This is a genomic window from Brevibacillus sp. AG162, assembly GCF_006715575.1.
GTDB classification, from domain to species: domain Bacteria; phylum Bacillota; class Bacilli; order Brevibacillales; family Brevibacillaceae; genus Brevibacillus; species Brevibacillus brevis.
Map to the genome: position 1 here is coordinate 514,898 of NZ_VFNO01000002.1, position 21,332 is coordinate 536,229.

Below are 21,332 nucleotides of genomic sequence, written 5' to 3' on the forward strand. Positions count from 1 at the left end.
CGTATCACGAAAACGATACTGAGTTTTTCCGTTTCTTTATTTTGGGGCACAAGTCTAGGCTATTTTCGTCACTTTCTTTGCGTTCTGTCCCATTTTTGAGACGCACGCCCAAAGTATGAAGCCTACTACGAGAAAGCCAACATTCATGCTGATGACGCCACCCCATCCGTATGCGGCCCAAAACAATCCTCCGAGTGTTCCTCCTACACTTGAGCCCGTATAGTAGAAAAACAAGTACAAGGAAGAGGCCTGTGCTTTGTTCTGTAAAGCAAGCTGTCCCACCCAGCTGCTTGCAACGGCATGCGCTCCAAAAAATCCAAAAGTAAAAAATCCAAGTCCTACTATCTTCATAATGAGATTCGCTTCCCACGTCAAGCAGACGCCGATTAATGCAAGGAATAAGCTAATGAATAACAGCCTTTGCTTACCGTGACGATCTACTAATTTTCCTGTCCAGACAGAGCTGAACATTCCGATGATCATAATTAAAAATGTCCAACTTATCAATGTTTGGCTGAGTGAATAGGGCTTTTCGAGTAATACATAAGCGATGTAATTGAACAACGCTACATTACTTCCCAAAAGTAAAAAGCCGATGACAAATAAACAAATGAGACTTGGAGCCTCTAGATGGGCCATTAAAGACAGACCTAGCTTTCTCAATACGAATGGACGTGCTTTAAAGTTTTGTGATGGTGGTAAGGTGTTCCAAAAAATCACTGTGGCAACCAAACTGATGAGACCAATTCCCCCTATTGCGATCTGCCAGCCAAAGTAGTCACTCATCATTCCTGAGAAAACCCTGCCAAACACAGCACCAATTGAGTTGCCGCATATATAGAGACCCATAGCCGCTCCAAGGCTTTTCGATTCGATTTCTTCTCCAAGATAGGCCATTGCGATGGAGGGTAGACCGGCCAAGGAAATTCCTTCAATCGTTCGCAATACCAGGAGAACATGAAAATTCGAACTGAATGCTGTGAGAATACAAAACACAGACGAAGCAAGCATGGAAAAGATCATGATCGGCTTGCGTCCCCATACTTCAGACAGCGACCCAAAAACGAGCATACTGACGGCAAGAACCATGGTTGTAATGGAGAGGGAAAGACTTGCTGTCGTTGGATTAACCGCAAACTCTTTTGAAAATTCCGGCATCAAAGGCTGTACGCAGTAAAGAATAGCAAACGTATTGAAGCCAGCAGCAAAAAAAGCAAAGCTGGTTTTACGGAAGAGTGGCGTGCCTTGTTGTATCATGCGATCACCATATCATTTCAGGATGATTATGGTTTCATGGTATCACCATTTATCTATGATGTATAATTCATTATAATCATGTTTTTCATGCATTTATGTAATGAAAAATCCGAACGGAAAGTGGTGCTTTCGAATGGAATGGCAACAGTTCGAATATTTTCAAACCCTGGCAAGAATCCAACACGTGACACATGCTGCCGAAGCTCTCTCGATTTCCCAGTCTGCCCTTAGTCGCTCGATAGCCCGATTTGAGGATGAAATAGGCGTGCCCCTGTTTGACCGTCAGGGACGTTCGATTCGGCTCAATAAATATGGTCATCTCTTTTTAAAGCGAGTCGAAAACATGATGAAGGAATTTCATGAAGGAAAACAAGAAATCATGGATTTGCTTGATCCAGATAAAGGAGAAGTGTCTCTTGGATTTCTGCACACGTTAAGTACCAGCCGTATCCCTGATTTACTGGCTTCTTTTCGCTCCCACTACCCAAACGTTCATTTTCGACTCGGACAAGGTCCCTCCCATACGCTTATGAATCAGTTGCAAGGAGGAGAATTTGATCTTTGTCTACTTGCTCCCATGGATATGAAATCTCCTTTTGTATGGAAGCCGCTTTGGGATGAAGAACTTTTTGTGATTGTCCCCAAAGACCACAAATATGCAAATCGTACCTCGATTACTTTGGAAGAGATTGCAGATGAATCCTTTATCCATTTAAAAGAAGGGTACTCCCTTCGTATTACCGTCGAGCAATTGTTTCAAGCAGCGGGAATTACACCTCCGATTACCTTTGAAGGAGAGGAAGCAGATACCGTTGCAGGACTGGTCGCTGCTGGACTGGGAATCTCCCTTTTGCCCAATTTAAAGGGAACGGACCAGAGTAAGATCACACAAATCCCTGTCAAAAGCCCGAAGTGCCAACGAACCATTGGAATTGCCTGGGTAGAAGGGCGATATTTATCACCTGCCACTGAAAAATTTAAACAATTTGTTATGAACCATGCCTGCGATTTTGAATAGGGATGGGTGAACCTACGACTCCCCCCTTTCCCTTGATTCTCTTCGCCAACTCATGAGTACCAAAGACAATGCAATCGTCGTGAGGAGAATGCCAAGCACTTGCAGCCCCTCGGCACTAAACTTATCTCCCATTACAATGCCGATCAACAATGAGGAGAGAATGGTTCCCAGGTATCTGGATGTATGAAATAATCCAGAAGCTACGCCGATGATTTCTTTTGGAGAACTTTTGAACAAGGCTGCTTGCATTCCGACATTGTTTAATCCGTTGCTAATACCAAATGCTGCTAACGCCACACACACACTAATCACATGTGAATCTTGATTGAACGTCACGAGCCACAATGACCCCAATGTCATAAGCAAGGCGGATGCGAACAATGCCGGCCGAGGTCCTGATTGATCAATCCATCGTCCTGCTAGTGGAGACACAATGAGCGAGCATAAACCTAAGCTGAGCAAGAGCATTCCTGTATGGAACTCGCTGACATGGCGAACCATTTGCAAGTAGGACGGAAGCCCGAAAAAAAGCGAATAAAAAAGGACGTTAACGAGCATGAATTCGATATTGACCCACGTCATCGCAGGATACTTGGCGAATGTCCGTAGAGGAATAAACGGAGACGTCGTTTTTAACTCATGTCGTACGAAAGCCCCCAGTGTAACGAGACCGATTCCTCCAACCAGAATATGCCACCATGAGACATGCCCGGATGATTTTGCTGACAGTAATCCAACGAGCAGTGCAACCAGCCCTACTGCGAAGAGCACGATCCCTGTTGCATCAATCAACTCCAACCATTTTCGAAAGGACATGTTATGTGCAACAGATGCTGCCGATTCATCCTTTGGAATCATCCTCCAGGCTAACAGGAAGCTCGCCACCACGAACGGAATATTCATGAGAAAGATAGCAGACCAATCCCAATAATGAATCAATACCCCGCCAATAAAAGGTCCAATCGCTGCTGCCCCGGACAGGAATATGGACAGTACGGAAAGCGCGGTCGCTTGTTTCTCCGTAATATGAATGCGTACAATGGCCATTCCAACCGCAACCATCATGCTTGTTCCGATCGATTGCACTATTCGGAACACAATGAGCCACCCAAAATTGGGTGATAATGGAGCCAATAAGGAAGCAAAGAAGGATACGACAAGCCCGGTAAGAAATATCTTCTTACGACCGAACAAATCACTTGCCTTTCCCATGACAGGTTGAGCGATCGCACTCGCAATGTAGAACGAGAAAATCATCCACGAAACAACCGTGAAGTCAAGACTGTAGACATTTTGTAGCCTTGCAATCGCAACAGAAATCATCGAAGAATTTAATGGGTTCAATAATATCCCTAGTCCAACGGCAATCATCAACCACCTGTTGTGAGCCCCCATTTTCAGCCCTCCTAAAAGCGTTTTGATGATATCGTACTGGAAATCAAACATTTACTCCAACGCATTTCATGTTATCATTTCATTGATTAGAAGGAATGAACGGAGGGTCTGAATGGAACTTCTTCAACTGCAATACTTTCTTACCGTAGCTCGTATGGAGCATGTGACCGAAGCTGCCCGAAGTCTGCATGTGACCCAATCGTCCCTAAGCAAAACGATTCAACGATTGGAGGAGGATCTAGGAGTCCCACTCTTTGATCGAAAAGGGAGAAAGCTACGTCTGAATGAGTTCGGAAGCAAATTCCTCTGCCGGGTGGAAAGAGCTTTGTTTGAATTAGAACAGGGGAAGCTGGAGCTTCGCGATTTGTCCAACCCGGAGCATGGCACGCTTGAATTGGCGGTGACTACTGCAAGCACGCTGCCCAATATCCTTCGAGAGTTTCGAAAAAAGCGGCCCGATATCCAATTTCATGTACAAATGCTGACCACGCAGGAAATGGTCACGCTTCTTCATAGAGGAGAGGTCGATTTTTGCTTGTCCTCCCCTCCTATCCAAGAGGATGACATTGAATGTCAAATCGTGTTCATTGACCCTATCCTCGTAGCTGTTCCAAGGGGACATCGACTGGCAGACCGAAGCATCGTATCTTTGACAGATCTGAAGGATGAATGGTTTGTCGGGGTAAAGAGAGGGTACGGTACACGCGATTTCGTAGACGCTATATGCAAGTCGGTTGGATTTGCACCTAAATATGTGTATGAGGGAGATGAACCTGCAAGGCTAATCCAGCTGGTGGAAGCAGACATTGGCATAGCCTTCATACCGAGCACGGCAAGAGATTCTCGTGAACAAATCAAGTATCTTCGAGTAGACAATCACGAATTGGTACGGGAAATCGCTTTATTATGGCACAAGAGTCGGTACATTTCGCGAGCCGCTCAAGAATTCCGTGAGGTTGTTGTCGATTATTTTGGGAATGTAAGCAAACTTGAGAGGTGATGAATCATGAAACTTCACGATTGTCCTACTTGTAATACCAACAGTCAAGAATGCATGATCGTCATCGAGAATGCGCTGCACCCTACAGCTGAGAGATTAACGTGCAGGCATATCCCAATAGCGGAACAAAAAACAGACACGTCACATTCGCGTGTCTGTTTTTGTGGAGGCTTCAGGTGCCTTTAGGATAATTCGATCTTCTTCCAGCTCGATTCGCAGCATGCCGTTCGCCTGGATCGCCTGGAGGTACTCCATTGGGATCTGCAGTCTCCCCACCTGATCAAGCACCGCCAATTCCTCATGAGTGTCCGCGTTCGCTTCCTCATCCCAAGACTCGGAAGTGTTTTCTTCCGTTCCTTTTCTGCGCAACAATTCGCTAGACGTTTTCCCGTCCCGAATGGCTACGACGCGATCCACTTTGCGCGCCAGCTCCAAGTCATGAGTCACGATGACGACCGTTAGCCCGAACGAACGGTTCAGCTCTTGAAACAAATCGAGAATGATAGCTGCTGTTCGAGTGTCTACACTGCCAGTCGGCTCATCTGCCAAAAGCAGCTTGGGCTCGTTCGCCAAAGCGATCGCGATGGCTACCCGCTGCTGCTCACCGCCGGAAAGTTCGCTCAGCTTGTTCTTTTTTCGGTGGCCCAGCCCCACCAGTTCCAACAACTCGTGGGCGCGCTCCCTTTTTCGCTTGCCCCGCAAAAGCATCGGCATCTCCACATTTTGCAGAGCAGATAGATAAGGGATCAGATTGCGGGCGTTGTTCTGCCAGACAAAGCCTACGGTCTGCAAGCGATATTGAACCAGCTCGGAAGTCGTCAATCGAAACAAGTCAGCTCCCGCCACGGAAAGTTTGCCTGCCGAGGGACGGTCCAGTCCTCCCAGCATGTTCAGAAGCGTTGATTTGCCGCTACCGCTATTCCCGATGATCCCCATCAGCTCTCCGGTCTCTACACGCAAATCCAACCCTTGCAGCGCCACCACTTCCAGATCATTTGCCTTGTAGATTTTCACCAAATTTTCGCATACGATCATCTGTTTAGTCCTCCCCCAGCTTCACGGCTTGATGGATCTGCATCCGTGACAGCAGAATACCAACGATTCCGATTCCGATAACCAGTGTCACAGCAATGAACGTATAAATGATTTGTTCATCTTGAGGCCTCGAAATGACAGTAAAGGGAGGAACTTGCTTATCGGCATGCAAATAGAGACTGAGTGCAGGCAAAAACAGGCTATTTGCCAGCTTGCCCGCTGTCATTCCAATCGCAAAAGCGACGCCAAACGTCAAGAGCTGCTCCCACGCGAGTATGGCAAGAAGCTGTCTGAATGGCATCCCCATCGCGCGGAACACTCCGTATTGCAATTTTCTGGCTCCAAGTGTAAGCACCCAGTACAACACGTAGCCGATAAAGGTGACCAACATGGAAAGCAGGAACCCAAGCGTCAGCGATCCGTTCAGCCCCAAATAAAACGCGCTGTTTTTCACTTGGATGACTTGCTGTTTGGCATTATTCAGCATGGCGAGCTTGACTCCCTCTTGTTCCAGACCCTTGTAAAGCGATTCCGAAGACGCTCCCTCTTTCATTTTGATCCAAACCTCATACGGCTCCTGACGAATCTTGTCTTGCACGAACGGGAGATTGGCGACGGCCAAATACTGCTCTTCCATTCTGCTTCCGTATGTGCTTTTTACAGTCGCAGGATTCCATCCCGGCCAGTAATCCACGATGGCATACACAATCATTTCAACCCTGCGAGAATCCCCCCAACCGAGCAGGATGGTTTGTCCCTCCACCACTTGCAGCTTGTCAGCGAGGCTGCGAGACAGCAAGAGGGCACGCGGTTCTTTTGCTATCAAATTCAAATACTCGTGGAAGTGATGGGGCAGCAAGTCTGGCTTCATCCAAGCGGTCTTTGCAAACTCATTAGGATCAATCCCCATCAAGGTGATATCCTTCACAGGATCACCCCGAAAAGAAGCCTCCGCCAGCCCGTTCACATAGACTTTCGTTGCATGCTCAACCCCGGGCAGGCCGCTGTACAAGGCAAAATCCGGCTCCACATACTGAACAGGAGGAGCTACAGGCTCTTTTTCCACTCCCCCCTCCTCCCCTTCTTCTGCAACATTATTTCCTCGCCGAAAGACCGTTACTTCCGGCTTGTCGCTCTTCCACTCCGCCTTCAAACGAATATCCGCGCCCATTTGGTAACGGATTCTCTCCTCTGCATTTTGATTGATCGTCCGTGCCATGCTTGCGCTGAACATCCCGACGGCGACCGTACTCGTCACGAACAGCATGAGAAAATGATATTGCCGTGGAGCCCTCCCTACCTGCACCAGCGTCGTATGCAGAGAAAGCGGGAAAAAGGAGCGTCCCGCCCAAGACATCAGGCGTAGGACCCACGGATACAATCGGAGAAGAAGCAGGCCAAAACCAAGTGAAAACAGAACGGGCACAAAAAAGAGAAGAAAATCGATCGAGATAGCCGAAGCCCCTTCGCTCGTTTTTGCTGCGGTTTCAGCGGCGTTTTGATAGGAATACCATCCATACCACGAGATCGCAAGCAGCAGAACGTCGAGAAACAGCCGATGCCAAATCGCTCGTCCTCCCATCCTCGCCATGCTTTGCTTGTGTGTGACGATATTTTGCCTGGTTGCCAGAAATACAGAAATCAAAACGAGTGTGATACAGGCGAGCACCATCCACGCAGCATACACGAAAACTTCGCTACTAATGGTGACATCCAGACCTTTGCGATCGACGAATTCGAGAAATCCATTCGAGATGCCAAGTATCTTGCTAAGCTGTATCCCTACAACTGGACCGATCAGAAAAGCGCATAACCCCAAAATGGCGATCTCCATGAAATAAATAGAGAAAATCTGCATTCTGCTGGCTCCCCTGCTGCCCAGCACTGCGATTTCCGTTCGCTGCCTCTCCACAATTAATCCCGAAACCATCACAAGATAAAGACCGAGCATGATGAAAATAGGGATATAGAGCGACCAGAGAATGGTTTTGAACTGCTTCTCTTGCTCATTGTACTTGCCCACGAGACTGGCCGCCGGAAACTGAACGTTGATCTCCGCTTTTTTCAATCCGAGCTGTTGCAGTTTGCCTTCGATCCCGGCCACGACTGAATTCAGCTTCTCTGTATCGCTTATTCGAAATGATTGGTAGTGAAAAGCGGCATACATCTGGGTTGAAATGACCAGATTCTTCTCTTCCAAAAATGTTTTCCGAAAAAGGCGTTCATCCAATATGAAGCCATTGGAGTATTCACTGGTCGTAACAAACCAATAAGGATCGTTCCCCTCTTTTTCCTTGAAAACGCCGACTGGTTTGATTCGCACCTTGAGTCCTTTTGCTTCACTCGCTGTCAACTCATAAAGACTGCCCAGCACCATCCGCCGATCCTTTAACGCTTTTTCCGTCACCAACGCTTCGTACACGCCATCGACGGGAGTTGCAGCAGGCAAGCGACCGTCAATCAGCGTCATGTGCTGCTCCAGAGCACTGAGGGAATAAAGCCGTGTACTTTCGGAACTGATCGGATTCTTTGGCTGTATATTTGGCTGTCTGGCGTCAAACGGGATTGTCCGCAAAATGGTTACTTCTTCATACACGGGTACCCCCAGCGAAGCAATCACTTTGCTTTGAAGATGAGCGGCCATTTCGTCCACAAGACCCGTACCATTCTTCCCAAGCTTGTTTTGATTAACGGAGATCAGCAAACCACCGGGGAAGCGCTTCACATTCTTTTGGTATTCCTCCAGATCCTTTGTCAACATACGCTGGAGTACCCCTGACGTGAATGCGGGTATACTCGATACCAGTCCGACAGCGACGATCAGCCCGATCAGCAGGCTGCCGACCAGCCAGCGGTTATTCATCATTTTCCGCAAGATCATTTGCAGCATCGCCACAAGATTGTCCCCCTATTCCAAAATAACCAGTTGGCCTGCCGAAAGACCTTTGCGAATCTCAATCTCCGTCTGGGTCATGATGCCGGTCTCCACGTCCACTTCCTTCTTGCTATTCCCGTCGAGCACCCGCACGTACTTCCTGCCCAATAGTTCATGAAGTGCTTTTCTCGGTATGATGAGCGTCTGATCCTGCTTGTCCACAATTACTTCGATACTGACTCCTGTCCCGATCTCCAAGCCCTTCGGGGGAATTTTCGGTGAAATCAGCAAACTTCTCTGATACAGCTTCGTCAAATCCTCTGGTAAATTGGATGGGACATGCAGGGGTGTCTGAACAACTGTCCCCTCGCCATTTTCGCCGTCTTTGCCCGAGAGAATGACCTTCATTCCTTCTCGAACGTCTTGCAGAGCCTCTTTCTCAGGAGCGGTATACACCACGAACAGCTTGTTCGGATCGCCTATCGTTACCAACTTTTGATGCGCTTCCACCTCATCTCCTACCTGCTCGTTGCTTGTAAAAAGCACGATGCCGTCAAAGGGCGAGATCAGCTTGGTCTCGTTCCAACGCTGTTGCAGGTTCTTCAAGTCCATCTCTTTTTGCTTTACGTTCAGCCTGGCACGCTCGACCACGTACTGCCGCTTCTTGGGATCCTGCAATTTCACCAAGTCTAGCTGAGCCTTTTCCAATTCGATCTTGGCTAGCTTGGTCTCGTTTACCTTGGCGTTCATCTCTGCCTTCAAAACGTCCAGCTTGGCGGATTCGACTTCGTAGTGATTATCCTGCTGGGCTTCAAGCAGCTCCAGCTTTGCCTTCTCCACTTCATACCGGGCAGACTCAATCGCCCTTTCCATTTCAGCCGCATCCAATTCAGCAAGCACCTGTCCTTTTTTCACCTGATCGCCTCCTTGGACAGAGAACGACTTCAGCCGCAGTCCCTTCGTCTCTGGGAAAGAGAGCTCCGCCGTTTTCACGGTCGTGAAAGAGGCGTTTCCTTTCACACTTTTTACTATCGTCCCTTGCAAAACTTCTGCTACCTCGTATTTGATAGGTGACGGCTCGACTAATGGCGGAGCCAGAACCTCCTCTTCCTTAGGGAATAAGGAGCAACCCGTCAACAAAAGGAAAACGGTTACGTACGCCCATTTTAATTTGCTATTCCTTGATACGACCGTCCTCCAATTCATAGACATCGTCGGCCACCTCCATTACACCGGGATCATGTGTCGTCATGACAATGCTCATAGCACCCTCATCGACCAGCTGGCGAAACAGGCCGCTGATTTGCATACCCGTTTTACTATCCAGCTCAGCTGTCGGCTCATCCGCCAATAGTAATGTCGGCCTGTTCGCAACAGCTCTGGCAATCGCACAGCGTTGCTGTTCTCACCGGACATCTCAAATGGCCGATGGTGCGCCCGTTTGGAAAGTCCAACGATATCAAGCGATTCGCGAACACGCTCCTTCCATTCTGCAGCAGGCACCCCTGACAGCCGGAGTCCAAACTCGACGTTTTCAGCGGCTGACATCAGCGGAAGCAAGCCAAACGACTGGAAGATAAAGGCCATGTTCTTTCGCCTGATCCTCGTTCGCTCATGATCCGATAGCTGGCCAATTTCTCGTCCCTGAAAGTACACGCTTCCTACCGTCGGACGATCGAGGCCACCCAACAGGTTTAATAGAGTCGTTTTTCCTGATCCTGATCTGCCTTTTAAGACAAGCAGTCGCCCTGATTCTACACGCATTTCTACGCCCGCAAGCGCTCTGACGGCAGCTGCCCCTCTACCAAACGTGCGTTCTACGTTTTTTGTCTCTGCAATGAACGGCAAAATGACACCCCCGAAAATATATCTGAAAAATGCAAGTTTTGTTAATAGTAACTCAAACAAAAACTATTGTTTAGTAAAATTGGAACAAACTAATATTAACAAAAATAAACACTATATTTTGGCCACTATTGCCACCTACAAAAGAAAAAAGGCAAAACCCTGTGGTTCTGCCTTTTTCTTATTTCTTTCGATTTTACAAAGCCCCAGAAACGACATTCCCGCGGAACATGACTGCTTGGCGCTTCGCACGACGTGCAACAGCCTCTGCTGCCGAGGATGCATGAACGAATACGATATCCGCCTCATCGCCAACATTCGGCCATAGGCGGTTGCCCTCTTTATCCAGCGGCGTCTTCCCGCCTGTAATGAAGCCCAGTGCTTGAGACAGGGAACGCTCGTCCTGCATACGGAAGCGCTCTGCCAAGCGGCCCGCTTTTTCCAAGCTGTCGCCTTGTCCAAATGGCGACCAGTGATCAGTAATACTGTCGTCACCGAGAGAGACCGAAACGCCTTTCTCATGCAGCAATGGGATCGGAATTGTTCCTCTGTTCACGGGTACAGTGGAAGTAATCGAAATGCCCAAGCCAGCGAGCATTTCCGCTACTTCGCCTGCTTCTTCCAGGCTGATGTCGGCAAGGGAGTTGGCATGGCTGATGGTAACGCGACCTTGCCAGCCTGCTTCTTCGGTCATTTTAGCCAGACGCTTGAATGTAAACACCCCGAGATGATCCGGGTCATGCAAGTGAACATCGATTGGTGCATTCGCTTCGACTGCCAGCTCAAAAATGGTAGCGAGCGATTTCTCGATGTTTTGATCGACGGTTGCCGGGTCTACACCACCAACGTAGGTCGCGCCCATTTTCAAGGCTTGGCGGATGTTCTCCACTTGGTTGCTTCGCAGAAGACCTTGCTGCGGGAAGGCAACGACCTCGCACTGCAATCTGCCGCTGAAGGTTTCCAGAGCTGCCATGGTCGCTTCCAGGTTTTTGAGTCCGATATACGGATCGATATTACAATGGGAGCGAATATGGGTGGAGCCTGCGGACAGCAGCAATTCCAGCATTTTTTCTGCGCGCTCTTGGGCTGTTGGCAACAGCTTTGGCATGAGCTGGCTCTCTTCTTCCAGTCGACCCAAGATGTTTTTTACTGGTGTCACTGCTTTCCAAGGGCCGCCATAGTACGTTTTGTCGATGTGGATGTGCATATCCCGAAATGACGGCAGGGCCAACAGACCGCTGGCATCCTTCGTTGGCAGCTCGGTTTGTGGAGCAGCTCCATTCACGATCTGTGCAATTCGTCCGTCTTCTATTAATAGATGCGCCACTTCAGTATCTGTAGCAACCACCTTGTCATTTTCTTTGCGGTATCCGCTCTCCAAGCGGACGTTGGTTATCCAATAGGCTGTAGACATCTATCCATGACATCCTTTCTATTTAAAAGTAGTACTACCACTCACCCGCTACCCGATTGCCTTGGAAAAGAACGACCTTGCGCTTCGCACGTCTCGCAACTGCTTCTGCTGAACATGTCGCTTCGACTGCCATCAGGCTCGCCTCATCTCCAACCAATGGCCACAGGCGATTCCCGGTTTCATCGAGAGTGATCCGCCCTTCTGTCACGAAGCCAAGTGCTACGCCTAACGATCTTTCATCCGTCAAGCGGAAGCGTTCAGCCAGTCGTCCCGCTTTTTCCAACAAGTCTCCACTGCCAAAGGGTGTCCAGTTGTCTGTCAGGCTATCGTTGCCGAGCATGACGGCAACCCCTTCTTGATGCAGCAACGGAATCGGTATGGTCGGGCGATTGATCGGCACGGTCGATGCAAGGGAGATACCAAGAGAGGCGAGTCGTTGTGCCATCTCTCTGGCTTCTTCCTGCGAAACATCGCCTAATCCCATCGCGTGACTAATCGTGACACGTCCTTGCCAGCCTGCCTCTTCAGTCAGAGCAGCGAGGCGCTTCATCGTAAACATGCCGAGATGCCCCGGATCATGCAAATGCATGTCAATGTCGGCATCCGCTTCGACTGCCAGCTCTAGCATCGTTTGCAGGGAACGCTCGATGTCCCCGTCTACTCCACCCGGATCGACGCCGCCTACATGAGTGGCGCCTTGACGCAGTGCCTCACGTACCATGTCGCGTGCTTGTGTACGCAGCATGCCATAATGCGGGAACGCAACGATTTCGTGGGAGACACGGTCTGCATACGTCTCAAATGCTCTCTTCATTCCCTCCAAAAACCCAAGGCCCACCTGTGGGTCCACATGACAATGCGTTCTTACATGCGTAACCCCTGTTTCCACCAGCAGCGAGAGAATTTTTTCTGCTCCTGTCTGCGCCTGCTTGAGATACATCGGCAACAGCCCTCTGTCCTCAGCGTGGCGTTCGAACAAGTTTTTTACGGGAGTTGTTGCCTTCCATGGGCCGCCGTAATACGTTTTTTCCAGATGAATGTGCTTCTCGGCCATAGACGGCAAGATCAGTAAGCCCTTCGCGTCCTTTTTCGGCAGCCCATCCTCCAAAATTTCACTAGAAGGGACAATGCGCGTAATTTTCCCATGCTCAATGAGCAAATCGCACAGCTCTGTCCGTGTTCCACTGACCACGCCTTCTTCCCACTCATACCCGATTTCCAATCGAGCGTTGACGATCCAATAAGGAGAAGATTTCACCGGCTTTTCACCCCTCTTAAACGTTCACTTCTTCCACTTGACCAGAAGCGAGATTGCCTTTGAAGAATACAGCGTGTCGATCTGCACGGCGCGCGATCGCTTCTGCCGAGCAGGTCGCATCCACGAGGATCAGGCTAGCGTCTTCCCCTTGTGCAGGCCACAGCTGTGTTCCGTTGGCATCCAGCGTCGTTTTGCCACCTGTGATAAAACGCAGAGATTGAGACAGCGACAGCTCGTCCAGCCAACGATTGCGTTCTGCCAGTCGCCAGAGGCGCTCCAGTACATCGCCATTTCCGTATGGCTGCCACGTGTCAAAAATGTTGTCGCAGCCGACCGCAACGTCTACGCCATTTTGGTGCAACAGCTGCACAGGTGGAATGACGCGGCTAAATGGCACGCTGGTGATGATCGTAATGCCTGCTTCCCGCAGGATCGTCGCCATCTCCTCTGCTTCTTGCACAGGGATGTCTCCGAGCGCAAACGCATGGCTGATCGCTACGCGGCCTTGCCAGCCAGCGTCTACGGTCATTGCTGCCAGCCGCTTCATCGTGTAGGTTCCCAAATGTCCCGGGTCATGCAAATGCAAGTCCACACCTGCGTTTGCTTCTACCGCCAGCTCCATCATTTGGTGCAAGGATTCTTCTATATCACCATCCACATTAGCTGGGTCTACGCCCCCGACATGAGTCGCTCCTTGGCGCAATGCTTCACGCAAGAGTGCTTTTGCATCTGTACGCAACAAGCCATGCTGCGGAAATGCCACGATTTCGTGGGTGACTCGATCCGCGTAGGTTGCTAATGCTGCTTTTACTGATTCCAAATTGGAGATTCCTACTTCCGGGTAAATGTCCACATGTGTACGCACGTGTGTCGAGCCATAGGACAAGAGGATCTCCAACAGATTCTCCGCACGCTCTTGTGTGGTTGTCGGCAAACTTGGCAGTGTGCGCTTTTCAATTTCACAGCGTTCAATGATATTGGACACAGGAATGACAGCCCGCCATGGTTCTCCCTGAAGCGTCTTGTCCAAATGAACATGCTTCTCTACTAATGATGGGAGTGCCAATAAGCCTTTTGCATCCTTTTGCAAAATACCGTCTGTAAGCGTCTCTGTCGCTGGTACAATACGCGCGAATTTTCCGTCTTTTACCAAAATGTGATACAAGGATGCCTCTGTCCCCGTGACGACACCATTTTCCCGACGGTAGCCCGTCTCCAAACGAACATTGGTCAACCAATAGGTAACGCCCATCCATTATCCACCCTCTCTTTGTCTCTCTCCATTCCTTTCTCCCCCATTATCTAGGAAGCCGGAAGACTTGATTTGCACAATCTTTACGTCTATTTTCACTATTTTTACGACTTGTTCAAATTGCCTTTACTTCGTACATTTTTCTGATAACTTTGACGTAAGCAAAGGAGGGGTTACACCATGAAGGTTGAGATCGCACCAACCAATCAAGCTCTTCCGCCGAAAGCAGCGGCTGCTCGCCCTAGCAGATGGCGGACTTTTTACAGGAAACTACGAAAAAACAAACTCGCCATGGTAGGCGGCTGTATCGTGATTTTCTACATCGCGATTGCCCTGTTGGCACCATTCATCGCTCCCTACGATCCATATGAAATTGACTTGGTCAACAAGTTGAAGCCACCATCTGCTGAACACTGGATGGGTACCGATGACAAAGGCCGGGATGTACTGAGCCGTCTTTTATACGGAACACAGCTCTCGATGTCCGTCGGATTTGTCGCCGTCTTTATTGGTGCATTTTTCGGAATTATTCTCGGCTTATTATCCGGTTACTACGGAGGCTGGGTAGATACGGTCATCTCCCGTATCATCGACGTTCTGCTCGCCTTCCCGGGAATCCTGCTTTCTCTGGCCATCGTCAGTGCCTTAGGGCCGAGTCTCTTTAACGTTATGATCGCCGTTGGTATCTTCTCGATTCCTGTATTTGCACGGATCGTCCGCGGCTCTACTTTGACCGTGAAAAAACTGGAGTACATCGATGCGATCCGCTCACTCGGTGCCAATGACTTCACGATTATCTTTAAACACATTTTTCCAAACATTTTGTCTCCTATTATCGTACAGGCAACGATGCGCCTAGCTACCGCGATTCTATCCGCTGCTGGCCTTTCGTTCCTCGGACTGGGAGCACAGCCTCCTCTGCCGGAGTGGGGCGCCATGCTCAGCAACGGACGTGACTTCTTGTTTACCGCTCCACATCTGGCCATGTTCCCTGGTTTCGCTATTGCAACTCTTGTTCTCGGCTTCAACATCTTTGGAGACGGCCTTAGGGACGCTCTCGATCCACGAATGAAAACTTAGGAGGGAATGCTACCATGTTTGTTTACATTATCCGTCGCCTGCTGCAGATGATTCCCGTCCTGCTCGGTGTCATTTTGGTCGTCTTTTTGATCATGCAAATGGTTCCTGGCGACCCAGCTGTATTGCTCGCCGGAGAAGGCGCTTCTGAGGAAACCATCGCGAAAATGCGCACACAGCTCGGCTTGGATCAGCCGATCATGGTTCAATACGCGCAATATGTCGCCAACGTGTTCCAAGGCGATCTAGGTACATCACTTCGCTCTAATCTTCCCGTGTGGGATGAAATCATGGCGCGCTTGCCCGCTACCATCGAACTCGCCATTGCCAGTATTTTTGTAACGGTTGTCCTCGGAATGATCGCAGGTATCATCTCTGCTACCAAGCAATACTCTGCTGCTGATATTACGATCATGGTTATTGCCTTGCTCGGTGTATCCTTGCCAAGCTTTTGGCTCGGCTTGAGCTTGATCTACACGTTCTCCGTCAAGCTGCAGCTCTTCCCGGTCGCAGGCTGGGGCACCTGGAAGCACATGATTTTGCCAGCGATCACACTCGGTACCGCTGGGGCTGCCATCGTTGCTCGTATGACTCGCTCCAGTATGCTCGACGTCGTGCGTCAAGACTATATACGCACAGCAAAAGCAAAAGGCTTGCGTGAAACAGTCATCATTTACAAGCATGCTTTGAAAAACGCATTGATCCCGATTATTACCGTCGTCGGCTTGCAGTTCGGTTTCCTTTTGGGTGGTACGGTTCTCGTAGAATCTGTATTTGCCATCAACGGTTTGGGCCGTCTGATCGTCGATGCGATCCGCATGCGTGATTTGCCCGTCGTACAAGGCGGCGTACTGATCGCTTCCATTATCTTCGTGTTCGTGAACCTGCTCGTCGATGTATTGTATCGCTACTTTAATAAACGAATTGATCTGAACTAAGGAGGGATCACCATGCCGGAGCAACAAGATATCATCCTGGACGTTCGCAATCTGCAAACGCATTTTTTCACAGACGATGGCGTCAGTAAAGCAGTGGACGGCGTTGATTTCTCTCTAAATAGAGGAGAGACACTCGGTCTGGTAGGAGAATCGGGCTGTGGAAAAAGTATCACTTCCCTCTCGATCCTGCGTTTGATTGCCAGTCCTCCGGGAAAAATTGTAGGAGGAGAAATCCTTTTCAAAGGGCAAGACCTGACGAAGAAATCCGAGACAGACATGCGCGCGATCCGCGGGAACGAGATTTCGATGATTTTCCAAGAGCCTATGACCTCGCTCAATCCGGTTTATTCCGTTGGGGAGCAAATCGCAGAAGTATTGCGCCTGCACCAAAATATGGGACGGAAGGAAGCGTGGGACAAAGCAGTAGACATGCTGCGTCTGGTCGGTATTCCTTCCCCGGAAAAACGCGCGACGCAAGAGCCGCATGAATTGTCTGGGGGTATGCGCCAACGCGTTATGATCGCGATGGCTCTCGCCTGCCGCCCGGAAATTTTGATCGCGGATGAACCGACGACGGCTTTGGATGTTACCATTCAGGCTCAGATTCTCGAGCTGATGAAAAAGCTGCAAGTCGAAATGGGCATGAGCATTATCATGATTACCCATGATCTTGGCGTCGTTGCTGAAACATGCGATCGCGTTGCGGTCATGTACGCAGGAAAAGTCGTGGAATACACAACTGCACAAAACCTGTTTGCGAATCCACGCCATCCCTATACAGTAGGGCTGATGAACTCCCTCCCCCGTCTGGATGAGGACGTGGAAGAGCTGCAAGCGATTAAAGGGAACGTCCCAAGTCCGTTCAACATGCCAGTTGGATGCCGATTCGCTCCGCGTTGCCCGCATGCAACAGAGCTGTGCAATACGAAGCTTCCTGAGCTCTTGGAGTATGCAGACGGAAGCAAAGTACGCTGCTGGATGTATACGTCTGAGTGGGACGGCGACACCAAGACTGCTACGGAAGTGGGGGTATGACCATGATGACGACACAAGCGAATCCAACGAAAAAACCACTGCTCGAAGTAAAAAATCTCAAGCAGCACTTCCCGATCAAAGGCGGCATTTTAGGCCGTACCGTCAACCATGTAAAAGCCGTAGATGACATCAGCTTCACGATCTATGAAGGAGAAACACTGAGTATTGTGGGCGAATCCGGTTGTGGCAAATCCACTACCGGTCGTGCCATCCTCCGTCTGGATGAACCGACGAGCGGAACGGTATTATTCGAAGGACAAGATCTGCTGGCGATGTCCAAGAAGCAAATGCGCGACATGCGCAAGCATTTGCAGGTCATTTTCCAGGACCCATTCGCTTCGCTCAACCCGCGCCAATCTGTATCCGCTATTCTCGGGGAAGCGTTGGCGATCCAAAATATCGTACCTGCGCATCAACGCCGCGAGCGCATTATCGAGCTGCTCGGCTATGTAGGCTTGCGTCCGGATCAAATTGACCGTTTCCCGCATGAGTTCAGCGGCGGACAACGCCAACGGATCGGGATTGCCCGTGCCCTCGCGATGCAACCGAAGCTGATCATTTGTGACGAAGCCGTATCCGCACTCGACGTATCCATTCAGGCTCAAGTGTTGAATCTCTTGAAATCGTTGCAAAAGCAATTCAAGCTGACGTATTTGTTTATCTCCCATGACCTCGGCGTCGTTCGTCACATCTCGGATCGCGTCATGGTCATGTACCTCGGTAAAGTCGTAGAGATTGCGGATAAAAAGTCCCTGTTTGACAACCCGCAGCATCCTTACACGCAGGCACTCTTGTCTGCAATCCCGGTGCCAGACATAAACAAAAAGCAGGAACGGATCATTCTGCGCGGAGATGTACCTTCTCCCATCAATCCTCCGCAGGGCTGCCGCTTCCATACGCGTTGCCCGTATGCGATTGATCGCTGCAAAACAGAAGTACCTGGCTTGACCAGCCTGCACGATACGCATCAAGTTGCCTGCCACCTTGTCCAAGTCTAATCATAGAGAGATTAAAATTTTCTAAAAACGCAAGAGATCACGAAGCAGCATGATATGATGGTAACTGCAAAATCTATCCATACAGAAGGGATCTCATGATAAGCTTCGAAGGTTTCACATTGCTCATTCTGCTGTTTATTTTGGCTCCTATCATAGGAGCTATTGCTTTATTGTTTCTGTTCATTTTCGAGAAGCGGATTGATCTGTTAGAAAACAAGAATCTGAAGATCGAGCTGGAAAAAGAGCTGCAGCAAGCGCTCTACAATCAGTTGAATCAACAGATCCAGCCTCACTTCTTGTTTAATACGCTAAATGTCATTCTCAGTCTGGCACGACTGAACCGAACGAAGGAACTGGTGAGAGCGCTCGAAGTTCTCTCCCAGTTTCTCAAATTCAAATACAAATCCACAGAGCCGTTGATTTCATTGGCGCGGGAGATTACGTACACGGAGCAATATTTGGAGATTCAAAAGCTGCGTTTCGGCGATCGGCTCCGGATTCAGCTAGATTGTGCAGATGATCTCTTGCAAGCATCCATTCCCCCATTCGTCTTGCAGACGCTCGTGGAAAACGCATTTAAGCATGGATTGGAACGAAAAATGGGCGAAGCTATCTTAGACATCCGCCTAAGCCGAAAAGATGACGATGTCCTGCTTACGGTCATGGACAACGGTTCTTCCGGACTCACAGCATTCCAGAATGAAAGTGAGATCGAAACGGAACAGCCACATGAGAAGAGCGGTCATGGATTGGACAACATCCGCAGGCGGCTCCACCTTTGTTTTGGTGATCATGCACATCTGGAGCTTGCTCCGATATCTGAGGGAGGAACTCTTGTGTCTGTCAGGTGGCCCTGTACTTATGAACAAATCGATCTGAGGTGAGAAGATGAACGTACTACTCGTGGATGACGAACCGTTGGAGCTGGACCAACTCGAGTATTTGATTCAGCCCATGTTCCCCTTGTGGAAATTCTACAAGGCCGCAGATGGCAGCAGGGCCATGGCGATCAGCCAGAAGGTTCCTCTTCATCTCGCCTTTCTGGACATTAATCTTCCGGGGAAATCCGGGCTGGTGCTTGGCGAAGAGCTGAGAGCCCAGCACAAAGACATCGAGCTCATTATTGTAACAGCTTATCAAGATTTTCATTATGCCAAGCAATCGATCCGCCTCGGTGTCGTGGATTACATCACGAAGCCCGTCATTGAGAGCGAGCTGGTCGACATTCTGAAAAAATATCAGAAGAGCCCTGCCCTCTCCGCTTACACCCGAATTATTTCCGATGCGATGAACATCATTCATCAAAAATTCGCGGAGAAGCTGAATTTGGCTGATCTTGCCGCAGAAGTCCATATCAATCCTACCTATTTGAGCCGCCGTTTTCATGAAGAAGTAGGCGTCTCATTCTCTGAGTATTTAATGCAGTACCGCATTCAAATGTCGAAGAAGTTCCTGATCGCTCATCCTGATTGGAGCATATCGACGGTTGCCGAGCGGACTGGCTTCAACAGCCAACACTATTTCAGCACCATTTTTCGCAAGGTAGTGGGGAAAACCCCGAAAGAATACCGGGACAAGGGGAATGCATCTTGACCTACTTATCGTTTCGCGAATACGTGGTAGGTGCAGCAAAGATCGGCATTGGGCTTGGGGTCGTCTCGATCCTCGCCCGCTGGGTAACCGGAAACACGATATTCGGTTCACCGGAAGCACTCGTCAAATACGGGATATTTGGCGGGATCGGCTTCGCTTTGATGGGAGCATTTGCCCTCAGTATGTTTGGCCTGCTTGGCCGTAAAGTCCGCCGTGAGTTATCGGAAGGGATGACCATCGGGGATTACATGCGGGACAAGCTGCATCCGTTTGGTTACTGGCTGATGATCATCTTCCTTTTGATTACCACGATTGAAGCGATGTTCGTTCAGGGAATAGCTGGGGGCGTATTGCTGAACATCTTGTTTGGCTTACCGATCCCTCTTGGCTTGCTCTGTTTTTTTGGATTTTGTGTGCTGTTTGCAGGCATCGGAGGTATCCGCTCGATCCATCGTTTTGCCATCGTGCAAATTGTCATTACGTTTGCGGCCATCATCCTGATTCCCGTCTACTTTTTCGTCGGAAAAGGTGTCGAGCACGTCTATAACGGACTGCGCCTTTACCATCCTTACCTTCTGGTGCTCAACAACAACGAGGGGCTTTTTTTTATCATTACCGGGCTGTTGATCGGGTTTGGTCAAGTGTTTGTCGATCAGGCATCGTGGCAGCGGCTCTATATGATGGAAGAGAAAAAGATCGTCCCTACCTTTCTGGTGTCCGGGCTCATTTTTGCCACCGTACCACTGGCGTTTTCCTCGCTGATCATCATCGTCCTTTTTACGGGCGGCTTTGATGATATTTACTCGCTGTTGTTTGATCTCGTACGCAAGATTGACACGATGATCTTGCTTGTATTATTTGTCCTCTGTGCCTTTGGTGCGATCATGTCCGCTTTTGGTGCAGGTCTTCATTCCATGATTAGTCTAATGGTCAACAACGTCTATCAGCTGTTCCGCCCAGACGCTTCTGAACGGCAAAAAATCCGTTTGGGCTACATTCTTGCCATTGCCATCGGTGCGCTTTCGTATGGTTTGACGATCTACTTCCAGCCGACCTTGCTGGATTTGCTGTTCTTCTTTGGCATTATGTATGCCTCACTGTTTTTGCCTGTCGTCGTTATCGTGTTGACGAAGGGAAAAGCACCTACTTTCATTTTGATCAGCGCAGTAATGGGATTCGTCGCAGGCTATAGCAGCCGGATGTACGTCGATCCCATGATGGCAATCTGGATTGCCTCCTTATGTACAGCTCTGGTCTTAACCGCCTACTTGTGCATGACCTGGCTGTGGAAACGGTACATCCGAACGCCGGATCACACTCGCTGACCCACAGGAAGGAACGA

General features: G+C 49.4%; 18 protein-coding genes. 9 read left to right on the plus strand and 9 right to left on the minus strand.

The window, feature by feature from the left end; all coding sequences use genetic code 11:
* Nucleotides 1-54: 54 nt before the first annotated feature.
* A complete protein-coding gene (locus tag FB479_RS07275) occupies nucleotides 55-1,257 on the minus strand; it encodes an MFS transporter (RefSeq protein ID WP_142063704.1) in 1,203 nt (400 codons plus the stop codon).
* 133 nt (nucleotides 1,258-1,390) lie between these two features.
* Here FB479_RS07275 and FB479_RS07280 point away from each other — a divergent pair, with 133 nt between their 5' ends.
* A complete protein-coding gene (locus FB479_RS07280; protein WP_106654378.1) occupies nucleotides 1,391-2,275 on the plus strand; it encodes a LysR family transcriptional regulator in 885 nt (294 codons plus the stop codon).
* 12 nt (nucleotides 2,276-2,287) lie between these two features.
* On the opposite strand, the gene FB479_RS07285 is transcribed toward FB479_RS07280, so the two are convergent.
* Nucleotides 2,288-3,670: an MFS transporter gene (locus FB479_RS07285; protein WP_142063706.1), complete on the minus strand. Its 1,383-nt coding sequence runs from the start codon at nucleotides 3,668-3,670 to the stop codon at nucleotides 2,288-2,290.
* 112 nt (nucleotides 3,671-3,782) lie between these two features.
* On the opposite strand from FB479_RS07285, the gene FB479_RS07290 reads away from it, so the two are divergent.
* A complete protein-coding gene (locus tag FB479_RS07290; RefSeq protein WP_142063708.1) occupies nucleotides 3,783-4,670 on the plus strand; it encodes a LysR family transcriptional regulator in 888 nt (295 codons plus the stop codon).
* 141 nt (nucleotides 4,671-4,811) lie between these two features.
* On the opposite strand, the gene FB479_RS07295 is transcribed toward FB479_RS07290, so the two are convergent.
* From FB479_RS07295 to FB479_RS07325, 7 genes are all read right to left on the minus strand, one after another.
* Nucleotides 4,812-5,705 (minus strand): ABC transporter ATP-binding protein, encoded by an 894-nt coding sequence (locus tag FB479_RS07295; RefSeq protein ID WP_142063711.1) that lies wholly within the window; start codon nucleotides 5,703-5,705, stop codon nucleotides 4,812-4,814.
* Between the two features lie 4 nt (nucleotides 5,706-5,709).
* Nucleotides 5,710-8,595 carry an ABC transporter permease gene (locus tag FB479_RS07300; RefSeq protein ID WP_255438333.1) on the minus strand — a complete coding sequence of 962 codons (2,886 nt, stop codon included), beginning with the start codon at nucleotides 8,593-8,595 and terminating at the stop codon, nucleotides 5,710-5,712.
* A gap of 18 nt (nucleotides 8,596-8,613) precedes the next feature.
* Entirely contained in the window at nucleotides 8,614-9,792 is a 1,179-nt protein-coding gene (locus FB479_RS07305) for an efflux RND transporter periplasmic adaptor subunit (protein WP_142063717.1), read from the minus strand.
* A gap of 48 nt (nucleotides 9,793-9,840) precedes the next feature.
* Nucleotides 9,841-10,428 (minus strand): ATP-binding cassette domain-containing protein, encoded by a 588-nt coding sequence (locus FB479_RS07310; protein ID WP_370511677.1) that lies wholly within the window; start codon nucleotides 10,426-10,428, stop codon nucleotides 9,841-9,843.
* 193 nt (nucleotides 10,429-10,621) lie between these two features.
* On the minus strand, nucleotides 10,622-11,839 hold the full coding sequence (locus tag FB479_RS07315) for an amidohydrolase family protein (protein WP_142063720.1): 1,218 nt from the start codon (nucleotides 11,837-11,839) through the stop codon (nucleotides 10,622-10,624).
* Between the two features lie 34 nt (nucleotides 11,840-11,873).
* Nucleotides 11,874-13,097, minus strand: a complete 1,224-nt coding sequence (locus FB479_RS07320) for an amidohydrolase (RefSeq protein WP_142063723.1) — start codon at nucleotides 13,095-13,097, stop codon at nucleotides 11,874-11,876.
* 16 nt (nucleotides 13,098-13,113) lie between these two features.
* Nucleotides 13,114-14,349, minus strand: coding sequence for an amidohydrolase (locus tag FB479_RS07325; protein WP_142063726.1), 1,236 nt, complete (start codon nucleotides 14,347-14,349; stop codon nucleotides 13,114-13,116).
* A 180-nt stretch (nucleotides 14,350-14,529) separates the two neighbouring features.
* On the opposite strand from FB479_RS07325, the gene nikC reads away from it, so the two are divergent.
* The 7 genes from nikC to FB479_RS07360 all read left to right on the plus strand — a co-directional run bounded on the left by nikC (nucleotide 14,530) and on the right by FB479_RS07360 (nucleotide 21,315).
* A complete protein-coding gene (gene nikC / locus FB479_RS07330; RefSeq protein ID WP_142063729.1) occupies nucleotides 14,530-15,429 on the plus strand; it encodes a nickel transporter permease in 900 nt (299 codons plus the stop codon).
* A gap of 14 nt (nucleotides 15,430-15,443) precedes the next feature.
* A complete protein-coding gene (gene nikB / locus FB479_RS07335; RefSeq protein WP_106654367.1) occupies nucleotides 15,444-16,364 on the plus strand; it encodes a nickel ABC transporter permease in 921 nt (306 codons plus the stop codon).
* Between the two features lie 12 nt (nucleotides 16,365-16,376).
* Nucleotides 16,377-17,399 (plus strand): ABC transporter ATP-binding protein, encoded by a 1,023-nt coding sequence (locus FB479_RS07340; RefSeq protein ID WP_106654366.1) that lies wholly within the window; start codon nucleotides 16,377-16,379, stop codon nucleotides 17,397-17,399.
* A gap of 2 nt (nucleotides 17,400-17,401) precedes the next feature.
* Nucleotides 17,402-18,397, plus strand: coding sequence for an ABC transporter ATP-binding protein (locus FB479_RS07345; RefSeq protein WP_106654365.1), 996 nt, complete (start codon nucleotides 17,402-17,404; stop codon nucleotides 18,395-18,397).
* 95 nt (nucleotides 18,398-18,492) lie between these two features.
* Complete coding sequence (locus FB479_RS07350) at nucleotides 18,493-19,281, plus strand: sensor histidine kinase (RefSeq protein ID WP_106654364.1); 789 nt, start codon at nucleotides 18,493-18,495, stop codon at nucleotides 19,279-19,281.
* 4 nt (nucleotides 19,282-19,285) lie between these two features.
* On the plus strand, nucleotides 19,286-19,990 hold the full coding sequence (locus FB479_RS07355) for a response regulator transcription factor (protein ID WP_012685281.1): 705 nt from the start codon (nucleotides 19,286-19,288) through the stop codon (nucleotides 19,988-19,990).
* Complete coding sequence (locus tag FB479_RS07360) at nucleotides 19,987-21,315, plus strand: sodium:solute symporter family transporter (protein WP_142063732.1); 1,329 nt, start codon at nucleotides 19,987-19,989, stop codon at nucleotides 21,313-21,315. The genes FB479_RS07355 and FB479_RS07360 overlap by 4 nt, the downstream gene beginning before the upstream one ends.
* Nucleotides 21,316-21,332: the final 17 nt, after the last annotated feature.